Below are 12,789 nucleotides of genomic sequence, written 5' to 3'. Positions count from 1 at the left end.
CTTAGATGTTCAGTTCTTTAGGTTGTTGAGCAGCATGTGGATGCTCATTACCTGCATAAACTTTTAGTTTTTTGAACATAGCGCGACCGAGTGGACCTTTCGGCAACATACCTTTAACAGCAGTTTCGATAGTGCGTTCTGGCGCTTTTTCAATCAACTTTTGGAAGCTGATAGATTTAATGCCGCCCACGAAACCCGTGTGCGAGTAGTAAATCTTGTCAGTTGCTTTACGGCCAGTCACGCGCACTTGAGCAGCGTTGATTACAACTATGTAATCACCGGTATCAACATGTGGAGTGAATTCTGGCTTGTGCTTGCCACGCAGACGCGAGGCGATTTCCGCAGATAAACGGCCGAGTGTTTTTCCCGCCGCATCCACGATGAACCAGTCATTAACGACAGATTCTGCTTTGGCAATATAGGTCTTCATGTTATTCCTGCCTAAATCGGATGTGGATAATGCCCCTAAAATAGGGAGGCGGCATACTACACAGCCAATGCTTGATTTTCAACCATAATTTACGATGGACTTGTTATTCCGGTCGATGCGGGCGCGCTAAATACTCGCGACTCTGCATTTCCAACAATCGGCTTACGGTGCGCTGGAACTCAAAATCGAGCTTGCCGGTCGAGTACAGCTCTGCCAATGGGCGCTCAGCCGAAATCACCAGCTTTACCTGACGATCATAAAACTCATCAACCAGATTCACGAAGCGGCGCGCCTGATCGTCTTTCTCGCGCCCCAAGCCCGGCACATTGCTCAGGATCACCGAGTGATACTCGCGCGCCAATTCGATGTAGTCATTTTGCGAGCGCGGCCCATCGCACAGCTCGACAAAATCAAACCATGCGACTCCTTCGCTCACATAACGCGCACGGATAAGACGACCTTCCACCTCAAGATCCACCGATGTACGGATTTCAGCATTGGCGGCCACCAGACTTTTAAAACTGGCCATCAAACTCTGGTCGGCAGCCTCACCCAGACGTGCATGATATAACTCGGCCTGCTCAAGCGCGCGCAACCGATAATCCACCCCGCCATCCACATTGACGACAAGGGTGTGCTGGTTGAGCAGGGCGATAGCCGGTAAAAAACGCGCGCGCTGCAGGCCGTCTTTATATAGGCCATCGGGTACGATATTGGAGGTCGCCACCAAAGTAACGCCGCGGGCAAACAATTCTTCCATCAAGGTGCCGAGGATCATGGCATCGGTGATATCTGATACAAAAAATTCATCGAAGCAGATAACCCGCGCCTCTTTGGCGATAATATCGGCCACCTGTTTAAGGGGATTTTTCTGTCCATCCAGTTTTTTAAGCTCAGCATGAACACGGCGCATAAAGCGATGAAAGTGCGCGCGCAGCTTTTGCTCGAATGGCAGACTCTCGAAAAAATTATCCATCAGATAAGTTTTGCCGCGCCCTACCCCGCCCCAAAAATACAAACCGCGCACCAACTGCCGCGGCTTGTTGCCCGTCAATCGTTTAAAAAAGCCGCCCAGCCCTGCTTGCTCTTCCTGCTCGGATTTCCAAGCCACAACCAATTGCTCATAGAGATGCTGCAGATGATCAACCGCTACTTTTTGCGCAGGATCAAAACGGAAATCGGGGCGAGTCAGGTCCTGCTGGTATCGCTCTAATGGGGATAACGAAGTCGAGGGGGATATAAAAGTCATCATAAATTCAAGCAAGCGGGCTAAAACTGGCGGTCACTTTAGCGATAAGCCAGTTATAGCGCTACCAAATTTCACAGGAGAGAAGCGCATATCAGGCCGGGATTTGCCGCAACAACCTCTCGGTAAGGTCGGATTTCAGATTAGTCAGGTAACCGTGAAAGAAGTGGCTGGCTTCAGGATAGCGAACCAGCTCCGTCGGGCTTTGCAATTTATCGACCCATTGATAAACCCCCTCGGCAAAAACGCGTTCGTCCTTATCGCCCTGGATAACACACAGCGGACAGGGAAATACGCCAGCGCGATCATAGGGATAACGCTCCACCGGCGGCGCTACCAGTGTCAGATGCTGCAGCCCGGCAGTATCGTAACTCGCCTGTGCGGCGACAGACGAACCAAACGAAAACCCGGCGAGCACTAACGGCATATGAGGCAACTGCTGCTGGCTCCAGCCAATTATCGCTCGCAAATCATCGACCTCGCCGACGGCCTTATCAAACTCACCGTCACTTTTACCGATGCCGCGGAAATTAAACCGCAATACATGAATCCCCAAATCGCGATAAGTCCGCATCAAAGTCGTCACCACCTTGTTATCCATAGTGCCGCCGTGCAATGGATGGGGATGGCAAATAATCGCCAGCAACTCCCGCGCGGCAAAATGACCGACCTTATCCCCCTGATGGATTACCGCCTGTAATTGACCGCTGGGGCCGGGGACAAAAAGTTCCTGCTCTTTAGTAAAGGGAAAATGCATTTACTACCTCAATGATTCAGTGCCAGCGCACACAAGCTCAATAATTTTTGCCCATTTTAATGAGAAAATGGACTTATAATAGACTTATCAATGTTCCTGGCCGCATATTGCCCATGCGGCTGCCATATCTGCGGGAGATTTCTGTGTATTCATTTAGTGCCCTTGTTATTACTGGTTTACTGTGTTTGCTCGCTGGTGCAGGTATTGGTGCTGTGCTGTTGTATGTATTTCGCGCACAAATTCTCGGGCGTGACCTTGAACAACGACTGCATGAAGCTGAAAGTGCGTTGCAAGGCTATCAACGCGATGTGGCCGAACACTTTACCCAAACCTCATCCCTGGTAAATAACCTGACTCAAGCCTATCGTGAAGTACATGAACACTTGGCCAATGGCGCATTGAAATTGGCGACCCCGGCGATCAGCCGCCAGATTCTGGACTCTGCCAATAACAACCTCAGTGGTGATACCAAAGCCTATATTAGTGAGCAACACATCGAACCACCGCGCGACTGGGCGCCAAAGACGCCAGGCGCGAAAGGCATACTGAGTGAAGATTATGGTTTGCGCGACGATCATCATGAAAGTTCGCACTTGCCTACTGAATCTGCTGATGACTATGATTTTGATGGTAAAGCCAATCGCTATTGATTAGCAGGCAATATAATTGGCACGGGATTGATTGCGTACAGGACGTCGACATAAATGTTTAACCCCGCATCGCGGGGTTTTTCTTGGCCGAATAAAAATATCGACGGAGACGCTTTGCATGTTCCTACAACGCTTGCTGCAGTTTGTTGGCTGGCCCATTACCGCAGGCGTTATCATTGCGTTACTCGCACTATTACTCTTTCCGCAATTGCGTGGTGCTTCGGCACCACCTGCCAGCAATAACAACCTCGGTAACGGTGTTGTCTCTTATGCAGATGCTGTCAGCCGCGCCGCGCCTTCTGTCGTCAATGTGTATACCGAAAAGCGTGTAGTGCAACGCAACCAAAACCTTTCCAACAATCCATTTTTTCGCCACCTCTACAACAACTCCAATACTCCACAACAAGAGCGCATGCAAAAAACGCTCGGCTCAGGAGTGATTGTCAACGACTCGGGATTTATTCTGACAAACAATCACGTTATTAATGGGGCTGATAGAATTGCAGTGCTGCTTTACGATGGCCGCGTAACATCAGCCGAGCTTGTCGGCATAGATAAGGCTAACGATTTAGCCGTGTTAAAAATTCAGCTCGACAACATCTCGGCAATCAAACTCGGCAACTCAGATGATATTCGGGTAGGCGATGTGGTATTGGCAATTGGCAATCCCTTTGGGGTTGGTCAAAGCGTAAGCCAGGGCATTGTCAGCGCAACCGGCCGCTGGAATCTCGGGATTAACAGCGCGGAAAACTTTATCCAAACCGACGCTGCCATCAATCCGGGAAACTCCGGAGGAGCATTGATTGATGCGCACGGGAATTTGATTGGCATCAATACCGCCATGCTGGATGAATCCGGCGCTTCGTTTGGAATCAGTTTTGCGGTTCCGGTGGATAAAGCGATGAACTCATTAAAACAAATCGTGGAGTTTGGCGGTGTTCGTCGCGGCTGGCTAGGCATTGGCGTTACGCAACCCACACTGGAATTCGCGCAAAAAATAGGAGCAGAAGGACTATTAATTAGCGAAATCGAACGCGATAGTCCCGCTGAAAAAGCAGGCTTTCAAATCAACGATTATATTACACACATAGATAACACCCCTTTACTCAATAAACATTCGGTAGCTAACTCTCTGTTAAATATCCAACCCAATGCTGAAATCACGTTCAGAATTATTCGCGAAGGAAAAGCATTGGAAATAAAAGCAGTCGCGGCATTTCCTCCGACAAAAACCTGATTCACCACAATTTTTTTGCAAAAAAACAGGCGCATCAGCGCCCATTTTTATTTCAGCATTACTAATGATTAATCAATAATTCGATATTCTGCCGAGCGCGCATGTGCTTCAAGATATTCGCTACGCGCCAACACTGATGCCGTTTTTGATAACACCGATGCACCGTTCGCCGAACACATAATAATCGAACTGCGTTTTTGGAAATCGTACACACCCAGCGGCGATGAAAAACGCGCAGTACCGGAAGTTGGCAATACATGGTTAGGGCCCGCACAATAATCGCCAAGCGCTTCCGGTGTAAAACGCCCCATGAAAATAGCACCGGCGTGACGGACCTTCGGCAATAACGACTCCGGATCCGCAACTGACAATTCCAAATGTTCCGGCGCGATGCGATTGCTCACTGCAATTGCCTGGTCCATATCAGCCACTTTAATTAATGCACCGCGATTTTTTAATGACACGCTCGCAATACTTTCGCGCGCGAGTGTCGGCAATAAACGGTTGATCGACTCTTCCACTTTATTTAAATAATCGGCATCCGGGCACAACAGAATCGATTGCGCTTGCTCGTCGTGCTCTGCTTGGCTGAATAAATCCATCGCAATCCAATCGGGATCAGTCAAACCATCGCACACCACTAAAATTTCTGACGGGCCGGCGATCATATCAATCGCCACCTGACCAAACACCGCGCGCTTGGCAGTAGCAACATAAATATTACCGGGGCCAACAATTTTATCGACCTTGGCAATGGTTTCAGTTCCGTAAGCGAGCGCCGCAACCGCTTGCGCACCACCAATGGTAATAACGCGATCCACACCGGCAATAGCGGCTGCCGCCAACACCATTGGACTGAGTTCACCATCGGGTGCCGGCACCACCATAGTCAGCTCATCAACACCGGCAACTTTCGCCGGAATGGCATTCATCAATACTGATGATGGATAAGACGCTTTGCCACCGGGCACATATAAACCTACGCGTTCCATCGCGGAAATTTGCTGCCCGAGCACAGTGCCATCGGCCTCTGTATAGCGCCACGAACGTTGCAATTGGTGTTGGTGATATTGACGGATACGCTCAGCGGCAATTTCCAACGCGTTGCGCTGCTCAGCACTGATTTGCGTCAGCGCATGCTGCAATTGTGCAGGCGTGACAACAAAGTCATTAATGCTTTGCGCCGTGCGGCGATCAAACTTGTTAGTAAATTCTACCACTGCTGCATCGCCGCGCGTTTTTACCTGATGCAGAATATCCTCCACCACGTCCGCAACGCGGGTATCGCTTACCGATTCCCACGCGAGCAGTTGATCCAACCGCTGATTAAAATCGCTTTGGCTTGCATCCAAACGGGTGATGATAGATTCAGGCATGGCGTTCTCTTTTCAAAAAAACCAAATGATTAAAAAATAATACGTTGATCATGCAGCCTGTCGATTGCAATTGCCCATTGGCATTTGCAATCGGCGGAATAGAAAATTAATCAGCCGCTACCGCGCGCGCGATATGGTCGATAATGGTTTGGATTTGTACGTGCTTCATTTTCATCGAGGCTTTATTCACAATCAGGCGCGAACTGATATCGGCGATAAAGTCGCGTGGCTCCAAACCATTCGCACGCAAAGTGTTGCCAGTATCAACAATGTCCACAATTTCATCGGCCAAATTCATAATCGGTGCAAGCTCCATCGCACCGTAGAGTTTGATGATGTCCGTCTGGCGACCTTGGGATGCGTAATATTGCTTGGCGATATTCACATACTTGGTTGCAACGCGAATACGGCCCGCCGGCAGCGATTCACCTTTAACACCGGCAGTCATAAGTTTGCAGTGTGCGATATTTAAATCGAGCGGCTCATACAAACCTTCAGCGCCGTTTTCCATCAACGTATCTTTGCCGGAAATTCCCATATCCGCCGCACCAAATTGCACGTAGGTGGGCACATCAGCGCCGCGCAATAATAATAAACGCACACCAGCCTGGGTGGTATCAAACACCAGCTTGCGGCTTTTTTCCATATCTTCCAGCGGCTCAATACCGGCGGCCGCGAGCAATGGCAAAGTTTCTTCCAGAATGCGCCCTTTGGTTAGCGCGATGGTTAGCGTCTGGCTCATGGCATCCACCTTTTTAAGCGCCTTTTACCCGGCGCACGCTGGCACCCAGGCTTTGGAATTTTTGTTCAATTGCTTCATAACCGCGATCAATATGGTAGATGCGGTCAATCAGGGTTTCGCCGTCAGCAACCAGACCGGCAATTACCAAACTGGCTGACGCGCGCAAGTCAGATGCCATCACCGGCGCCGCTTTCAAACGCTCAACACCGGTAACGATGGCGGTGTTGTGTTCGAGTTCAATGTGCGCGCCCATACGATTCAATTCAGCAACCTGCACCAAACGGTTTTCAAAAATTGTTTCGGTAATGTGGCTCACACCTTCAGCGACGGCGTTCATCGCCATAAATTGCGATTGCATATCGGTCGGAAACGCGGGGTAAGGTGCAGTTTTCAAGCTGACTGCTTTTGGGCGATTACCGTGCATATCCAATGCGATCCAATCTTCACCGGTGGTGATATCCGCACCCGCTTCCTGCAATTTCAACAACACTGCTTCAAGAATGTCAGCGCGAGTATTGGTCAATTTAATTTTGCCGCGCGTAGCGGCTGCCGCTACCAGATAAGTTCCGGTCTCAATACGGTCGGGCATGACGCAGTATTCGCAGCCGTACAATTTATCAACGCCATAAATTGTCAGCGTGGACGAGCCTATCCCTTCGATTTTTGCACCCATCGCGACCAACATATTGGCGAGGTCAACAATTTCGGGTTCGCATGCGGCGTTTTCGAGTATGGTTTTACCATCAGCCAAAACCGCTGCCATCAGCAGGTTTTCGGTACCGCCAACAGTGACCATATCCATCAGGAAATGGCAGCCTTTCAAGCGACCATTGGAGCGGGCGCGAATATAACCGCCATCGATTTCAATCGTTGCGCCCATGGCCTCAAGGCCGCGTAAATGGATATCCACCGGGCGCGAGCCAATCGCACAACCGCCAGGGAAGGATACATTCGCTTCACCGTAGCGTGCGAGCAATGGCCCGAGCACCAGGATCGAAGCGCGCATGGTTTTCACCAGCTCGTAAGACGCGGTGTAAGAATTAATAGTATTGGGATCGACAATCACCACGTGCTCGCCCTGAATCTCAATGGTCAGACCAAGGGTGCGCAGCAATTGCACCATAGTGGTTATATCTTTCAGATGGGGAACATTACTCAAATGTACTTTGCCATCAGCCAGGATGGCGGCAGCCAATAACGGCAGGCCCGCATTTTTGGAGCCGGAAATACGCAATTCGCCAGTGAGCGGCCCGCCGCTCGCAATCAAAAACTTATCCATTACAACCCTGAAAACTAAAAAGTGCTAAAAGAAGAGACCGATCAACACACCAGCCAGACAATGCGCGCGTAGAAATTACTGCTGCTGTTGTTGCTGATCCCACTGCTCGGGAGTGAAGGATTTGATGTAATCCACCGCGTGGATACTGCGGTCGGCAAACTGGGCGCTCAGGGTGGAAAGCACCAGTTGCTGCTTCTTCACCGGCGTCAAACCGGCAAAAGCGGGACTCACGATAACCAGGCCAATGTGGTCTCCCATAACCTCTACCGATTTAACGTCGCAGTCGGGGATTTGGCTTTCGATCAGTGCTTTGATTTGTTCAGCTTGCATAGTGTTACTCGATAGGAAAGTCAGGCCAGCTATGTCCGCGCGAAAAACGGGGCATAAATAGCGATAAATAAAATAAGGCGCGAAGTTTACCGGAATGTCGCCCATATCGCACCCGAAAACCCCACCCCATAACGCAAAACCCCGACACTTGGCCGGGGTTTTCGTCAGCAATCAACCACCGCAATCACTGATTAGGCATCAACTAACCAGTTGGCAATGACTTTATCAACATCGCCATTGTACTTTTTCAGGCCAGCCTTGAATTGACCACTGAATGATTGTCCCAAATTCACACCGTTAAGGATCACATTGATCAACTTCCACTCGCCGTTTTTTGCTTTCTGCATGGTGTAATCCAACTTATGGGTAGCGCCTTCTGCTGCAACTTCCTGCTTCACCACTACGCGGGTAGGGTTTGCTTCAGTTACACCGGCGATGGTGACTTTGCTGTCGGCATAACCAAGCACGCCTTTGGCAAGGGATTTCACCATACCGTCTTTAAATACTTTCTGGAATTGCTCGCGCTGGGCGGGCGTTGCTTTGGCATAGGTATCTTTGCCCATCACTGATGCGGCGATAAAAGGGAAGTTAACAACACCGACGAGAGCGCCTTCAACTTGCTTGTAGTAAGCATCGTCTGCTGTTTTGGCCGCGTTTTTAGCCTTTACCAAATCGAATAACTTTTGCGCAACCGATTCCACAATTGCCTGCGGAGATTGGGCAGCAGCTGCCGGTGCTTGCGCGATCGCATTGACACTGAACAGCGCGACTAAACCGAATACAACACCATACATTTTGGTGAGCATATATTTCATCGTAAAACCTTCCATTAATTGAGATGTGGTCATTAAGTCAGAGATGGCAATGTACCTGCATGAAGGTACCGAAACTCAGACAGCGCTAATTCCTTATGGTGCCATTCTTTATGCGTGCTTATTGGATGTGGCGGTTTATTAACCGGAGGCGCGGTGAGCAGGCTTGCGGCGCGCACTATACCATTTAGATCCGGACACGGATAACCTGCGCGCAGGAAAAAAGACGTAAACATCCCTCGCCTTACCATTCATGCCCGTTATAATGCCCACCCCGGAACCGCTGAACCGTTATTGTGGAATTGTTATATGGCTGCCTTTGATTACGTCAGCTCTGCTTTGCGCACCATCCGCCTGGAAGCCGAGGCGGTAACTGCTTTAACCAGCCGTATCGATGGCCAATTTACTACCGCTTGCGACCTGATCCTTAACTGTGCCGGGCGTGTGATTGTCACCGGCATGGGCAAATCCGGTCATATCGGCAAAAAAATCGCCGCGACCCTTGCAAGCACCGGTACTCCTGCTTTTTTTGTACACCCGGGCGAAGCCAGCCATGGCGATTTGGGGATGATCACCAAGAACGATATTTTGCTCGCCATCTCTTATTCGGGCACGTCAAACGAAATCGTCACCTTGTTGCCGCTGCTGAAACGCGCCGGAATTAAAATCATCAGCATGTGTGCCAATGCACAATCTACACTGGGCGAAGAGGCTGAAGTCAACCTGGATATCAGCGTCGTTGTTGAAGCCTGCCCGCTCGATCTCGCCCCCACCTCCAGCACTACAGCGACACTGGTGATGGGCGATGCCCTCGCGATTGCACTGCTTGAAGCGCGCGGTTTTACCGCCGAAGACTTTGCTTTTTCCCACCCCGGCGGTGCACTCGGGCGCAAGCTATTGTTACGTGTTGCCGATGTGATGCACGGCGGCGATGACATCCCGCGTGTAACTCCGGAAACGCCGATGCTGGGTGCATTGATGGAAATGTCGGAGAAGGGTTTTGGCATGACAACTGTCATGAGTCCTGCCGGAGATCTGCTCGGAATCTTTACCGATGGCGATTTACGCCGCAGTATCGACAAGGGTGTAGATATCCGCACCGCCAGTGTCGGGGAATTGATGAATACCAACCCAAAAATGCTGCGCGACAATACGCTGGCTGCAGAAGCACTGGCATTAATGGAGCAGGCAAAAATTAACGTATTACTTGTCACCAACGAACAAAAAGCGTTGGTGGGTGTCGTAAAAATCAATGACTTGCTGCGCGCAGGCATTATTTAATCAAAAAAAGCTGATCAATTGCGATTGATCAGCAGCACTGGAATCGCTGCATGAACCCCGAATTACGCGAACGCGCCGCGCGCATCAAACTTCTATTACTGGATGTCGACGGCGTACTGACCGATGGCCGCCTTTATTTCGGCAACCAGGGTGAAGAACTTAAATCGTTTAGCACGCTTGATGGCCAAGGCATCAAGGCGTTACAGAAAACCGGCGTTAAAGTAGGCATTATCACCGGCCGCACCAGCAATCTGGTCGCCCGCCGCGCAAGCGATCTGGGCATTACCCTGCTGGTACAAGGCCGTGAAGACAAATGGGAGGCCATGCAGGAAATCCTGCAAGAACACCCGTTCGCATTGGACGAAATCGCTTTCATGGGTGATGACTGGCCGGATTTGGGAGTAATGACCCGTGTTGGACTCGCATTTACTGTTGCTAATGCCCACGTTAGTGTAGCCGCCCGCGCACATTGGCAAAGCCGCGAGCGCGGTGGTGAAGGCGCAGTACGCGCAGCTTGTGATTTAATCATGCAGGCGCAGGATACTTTCGACGTAATGCTGGCATCTTATCTGGCAATCAAGGGTGAACACTAAGCAATGAAACTTTTGGAACGCGCCCAAAAAATTCCTCAATACGTGCCTGTTCCGTGGCTGGTGGCATTTGCTTTAGTCCTCTGCTTTTTTGCTTTTTCGCTGCGCCAGAAAGTAGATGTGGTTGGTTATGAATATGAGCCCAGCGGCTTCCCGCAGATTTATATGAAGGAAGTGGAGACGCGCGAATTTGATGTGCAAGGTAAATTGCATTACCAGTTGACGACTCCCCAAGTCACCCATTACCAAATGAATCCGGATGTGCCGTCAGACACTGATTACACCTTGATCGAGCAGCCTAATATGGCTTTCCATGATGCCGATTCCAATGCGCCCTGGTTAGTAACTGCCACTATCGGACGCAGTGAGGGCAACGGTCAATTGATTCGCCTGCTCGAAAATGTTCTTATCCAACAACAGACTCCGTCCCAGGGCTTGATCCAAATTACCACCAGCGAACTGCATGTGCGCCCCCGTGAACAATTCGCGGAAACTGACAAAGCTGTTAAGATGCGCAGCGCTAAAGGTCAGATAGATGCAAAAGGTATGGATGCCGACCTGGCGCAGAGTCGGCTTCAGTTAAAGTCCCAGGTTAAGGCTGTTTATGATCCCCGCTAAATTCCGTTTTACATTATCGCCAGTCGCGCTCGCGCTAACCGCACTCATCGCCAGTTACAGCGTCGCTACCTATGCCTTGCCCACTGACAAAAATGAAACTATTCGCGGCTCAGCCGACAACTTGACAGTCGACCAGAAAAACGGCGTGGCCACTTATACCGGATCGGTAAAAATTACCCAGGGGTCGCTGGTGATTTCGGCGGACTCCATCGTGATTCATACCAACTCCGACAGCAGCGTCGAGAAAATGATTGCCACCGGAAGCCCCGCCCGTTTCCAGCAACAACCGGAAAAAGATCAAGGTGTGGTGACTGCAGCAGCCAAGCAAATTACTTACACGCCGAACAACGAGCATTTATTGTTGGTCGAAAATGCGTCCGTTGAACAGAATGGCGCCGTCATGAGCGGCCCGCATATCGACTACGATCTGGTTAAAGAAGTAATGAAGGCCGCCGGCAATAATACCGCCAGTGGTGGTGGCCAGCGCATTGAAATCGTAATTCCACCCAAAGGTGGCAAAGCCGGTGACGACATCAAGATTATTTCGCCAAGCCAGTCCCAAAGCCCGGCATCAGCCAGTTCGTCCGCCGCCTCATCAACCGCATCATCAGACTGATACCTTATGCCCAGCTTGCACGCGCGCCATCTCGCCAAAAGTTACAAAAAACGCCAGGTTGTAATTGATGTTTCGATCACCGTGGAAAGCGGCCGCATCGTCGGCTTGCTCGGCCCCAACGGCGCCGGTAAAACCACCTGTTTTTATATGATTGCCGGCCTGGTTCCCGCTGATAATGGCACCGTGTTGATCGATGACCGCGATATTACCCAGCTACCGATTCACGGCCGCGCCCGCGCCGGTATTGGTTATTTGCCGCAAGAAGCATCGATTTTCCGCAAGCTGACGGTCGCCGATAATATTATGGCGATCCTTGAAACACGTCATGATCTCGACCGTCAACAGCGCCAGCAAAAGCTTGAATCGTTGTTGAATGAATTTCACATCACCCATATCCGCGACAGCTTGGGTATGGCGCTGTCCGGTGGTGAACGCCGCCGGGTAGAAATTGCCCGCGCATTGGCGACCGACCCCAAGTTCATCCTGCTCGATGAACCCTTTGCCGGTGTTGACCCTATTTCGGTGAATGACATCAAGGAGATTGTCCGCCATCTGAAAGATCGCGGTATCGGTGTGCTTATCACCGATCACAATGTGCGTGAGACGCTGGATATTTGCGAAACCGCTTATATTGTCAGTGAAGGCCATATCATTGCCGAAGGCGATGCCGAGACAGTGCTAAGCAACAGCAAAGTGCGCCAAGTCTATCTGGGTGAAAATTTCCGCTTGTAAACACCTCTTTAACTAGTCGCCTTAAGTGTTACCGACCGCCCGTCACCAGCACAATAGACCCCACATAAACGACTTGACAAGTAACAATCTTTG

Annotated in this window: 15 protein-coding genes; 7 read left to right on the top strand and 8 right to left on the bottom strand. The window is 50.5% G+C overall.

Annotation, left to right across the window (positions count from 1 at the left end):
* Nucleotide 1: 1 nt before the first annotated feature.
* The 3 genes from rplM to AC1RJL_RS02285 form a co-directional block, all read right to left on the bottom strand.
* The gene (rplM, locus tag AC1RJL_RS02295; protein ID WP_049630562.1) at nt 2-430 is read right to left on the bottom strand and encodes a 50S ribosomal protein L13; all 429 of its coding nucleotides are present in this window, start codon (nt 428-430) and stop codon (nt 2-4) included.
* 103 nt (nt 431-533) lie between these two features.
* Entirely contained in the window at nt 534-1,682 is a 1,149-nt protein-coding gene (gene zapE, locus AC1RJL_RS02290; RefSeq protein WP_492911128.1) for a cell division protein ZapE, read from the bottom strand.
* Between the two features lie 88 nt (nt 1,683-1,770).
* Nucleotides 1,771-2,433 (bottom strand): alpha/beta hydrolase, encoded by a 663-nt coding sequence (locus AC1RJL_RS02285; RefSeq protein ID WP_492911127.1) that lies wholly within the window; start codon nt 2,431-2,433, stop codon nt 1,771-1,773.
* A 143-nt stretch (nt 2,434-2,576) separates the two neighbouring features.
* On the opposite strand from AC1RJL_RS02285, the gene AC1RJL_RS02280 reads away from it, so the two are divergent.
* Together AC1RJL_RS02280 and AC1RJL_RS02275 are read left to right on the top strand one after the other, a co-directional pair.
* A complete protein-coding gene (locus tag AC1RJL_RS02280) occupies nt 2,577-3,083 on the top strand; it encodes a Z-ring associated ZapG family protein (RefSeq protein WP_492911126.1) in 507 nt (168 codons plus the stop codon).
* 118 nt (nt 3,084-3,201) lie between these two features.
* Nucleotides 3,202-4,320 carry a trypsin-like peptidase domain-containing protein gene (locus AC1RJL_RS02275; protein ID WP_492911125.1) on the top strand — a complete coding sequence of 373 codons (1,119 nt, stop codon included), beginning with the start codon at nt 3,202-3,204 and terminating at the stop codon, nt 4,318-4,320.
* A 68-nt stretch (nt 4,321-4,388) separates the two neighbouring features.
* On the opposite strand, the gene hisD is transcribed toward AC1RJL_RS02275, so the two are convergent.
* The 5 genes from hisD to AC1RJL_RS02250 all read right to left on the bottom strand — a co-directional run bounded on the left by hisD (nt 4,389) and on the right by AC1RJL_RS02250 (nt 8,862).
* Entirely contained in the window at nt 4,389-5,696 is a 1,308-nt protein-coding gene (hisD, locus tag AC1RJL_RS02270; protein ID WP_492911124.1) for a histidinol dehydrogenase, read from the bottom strand.
* A 106-nt stretch (nt 5,697-5,802) separates the two neighbouring features.
* Nucleotides 5,803-6,438, bottom strand: a complete 636-nt coding sequence (gene hisG / locus AC1RJL_RS02265) for an ATP phosphoribosyltransferase (protein WP_492911123.1) — start codon at nt 6,436-6,438, stop codon at nt 5,803-5,805.
* A 13-nt stretch (nt 6,439-6,451) separates the two neighbouring features.
* Entirely contained in the window at nt 6,452-7,717 is a 1,266-nt protein-coding gene (gene murA / locus AC1RJL_RS02260; protein ID WP_492911122.1) for a UDP-N-acetylglucosamine 1-carboxyvinyltransferase, read from the bottom strand.
* Between the two features lie 75 nt (nt 7,718-7,792).
* On the bottom strand, nt 7,793-8,152 hold the full coding sequence (locus AC1RJL_RS02255; protein WP_492911121.1) for a BolA family protein: 360 nt from the start codon (nt 8,150-8,152) through the stop codon (nt 7,793-7,795).
* A gap of 86 nt (nt 8,153-8,238) precedes the next feature.
* A complete protein-coding gene (locus AC1RJL_RS02250; protein ID WP_492911120.1) occupies nt 8,239-8,862 on the bottom strand; it encodes an MlaC/ttg2D family ABC transporter substrate-binding protein in 624 nt (207 codons plus the stop codon).
* A gap of 306 nt (nt 8,863-9,168) precedes the next feature.
* Here AC1RJL_RS02250 and AC1RJL_RS02245 point away from each other — a divergent pair, with 306 nt between their 5' ends.
* Genes AC1RJL_RS02245 through lptB form a run of 5 tightly spaced genes read left to right on the top strand, consistent with a single transcriptional unit; the run spans nt 9,169 to nt 12,696 of the window.
* Complete coding sequence (locus AC1RJL_RS02245) at nt 9,169-10,140, top strand: KpsF/GutQ family sugar-phosphate isomerase (RefSeq protein ID WP_492911119.1); 972 nt, start codon at nt 9,169-9,171, stop codon at nt 10,138-10,140.
* Nucleotides 10,141-10,190: 50 nt separating this feature from the next.
* Nucleotides 10,191-10,733 carry a KdsC family phosphatase gene (locus AC1RJL_RS02240; RefSeq protein ID WP_492911118.1) on the top strand — a complete coding sequence of 181 codons (543 nt, stop codon included), beginning with the start codon at nt 10,191-10,193 and terminating at the stop codon, nt 10,731-10,733.
* Nucleotides 10,734-10,736: 3 nt separating this feature from the next.
* Nucleotides 10,737-11,348, top strand: coding sequence for an LPS export ABC transporter periplasmic protein LptC (gene lptC, locus AC1RJL_RS02235; protein ID WP_492911117.1), 612 nt, complete (start codon nt 10,737-10,739; stop codon nt 11,346-11,348).
* The gene (gene lptA, locus AC1RJL_RS02230) at nt 11,335-11,964 is read left to right on the top strand and encodes a lipopolysaccharide transport periplasmic protein LptA (protein WP_492911116.1); all 630 of its coding nucleotides are present in this window, start codon (nt 11,335-11,337) and stop codon (nt 11,962-11,964) included. The genes lptC and lptA overlap by 14 nt, the downstream gene beginning before the upstream one ends.
* A gap of 6 nt (nt 11,965-11,970) precedes the next feature.
* A complete protein-coding gene (gene lptB, locus AC1RJL_RS02225; protein ID WP_492911115.1) occupies nt 11,971-12,696 on the top strand; it encodes an LPS export ABC transporter ATP-binding protein in 726 nt (241 codons plus the stop codon).
* Nucleotides 12,697-12,789 lie beyond the last annotated feature (93 nt).

It is taken from the genome of Cellvibrio sp. GW822-FHT04B05 (assembly GCF_058800985.1).
This window is presented reverse-complemented; position numbering and strand designations above follow the sequence as displayed.

Coding starts and splice junctions, on each gene's coding strand:
- rplM (WP_049630562.1), bottom strand. CDS start 430: ATGAAGACCTATATTGCCAAAGCAGAATCTGTCGTTAATGACTGGTTC.
- zapE (WP_492911128.1), bottom strand. CDS start 1,682: ATGATGACTTTTATATCCCCCTCGACTTCGTTATCCCCATTAGAGCGA.
- AC1RJL_RS02285 (WP_492911127.1), bottom strand. CDS start 2,433: ATGCATTTTCCCTTTACTAAAGAGCAGGAACTTTTTGTCCCCGGCCCC.
- AC1RJL_RS02275 (WP_492911125.1), top strand. CDS start 3,202: ATGTTCCTACAACGCTTGCTGCAGTTTGTTGGCTGGCCCATTACCGCA.
- hisD (WP_492911124.1), bottom strand. CDS start 5,696: ATGCCTGAATCTATCATCACCCGTTTGGATGCAAGCCAAAGCGATTTT.
- hisG (WP_492911123.1), bottom strand. CDS start 6,438: ATGAGCCAGACGCTAACCATCGCGCTAACCAAAGGGCGCATTCTGGAA.
- murA (WP_492911122.1), bottom strand. CDS start 7,717: ATGGATAAGTTTTTGATTGCGAGCGGCGGGCCGCTCACTGGCGAATTG.
- AC1RJL_RS02255 (WP_492911121.1), bottom strand. CDS start 8,152: ATGGGCGACATTCCGGTAAACTTCGCGCCTTATTTTATTTATCGCTAT.
- AC1RJL_RS02250 (WP_492911120.1), bottom strand. CDS start 8,862: ATGAAATATATGCTCACCAAAATGTATGGTGTTGTATTCGGTTTAGTC.
- AC1RJL_RS02245 (WP_492911119.1), top strand. CDS start 9,169: ATGGCTGCCTTTGATTACGTCAGCTCTGCTTTGCGCACCATCCGCCTG.
- AC1RJL_RS02240 (WP_492911118.1), top strand. CDS start 10,191: ATGAACCCCGAATTACGCGAACGCGCCGCGCGCATCAAACTTCTATTA.
- lptC (WP_492911117.1), top strand. CDS start 10,737: ATGAAACTTTTGGAACGCGCCCAAAAAATTCCTCAATACGTGCCTGTT.
- lptA (WP_492911116.1), top strand. CDS start 11,335: ATGATCCCCGCTAAATTCCGTTTTACATTATCGCCAGTCGCGCTCGCG.
- lptB (WP_492911115.1), top strand. CDS start 11,971: ATGCCCAGCTTGCACGCGCGCCATCTCGCCAAAAGTTACAAAAAACGC.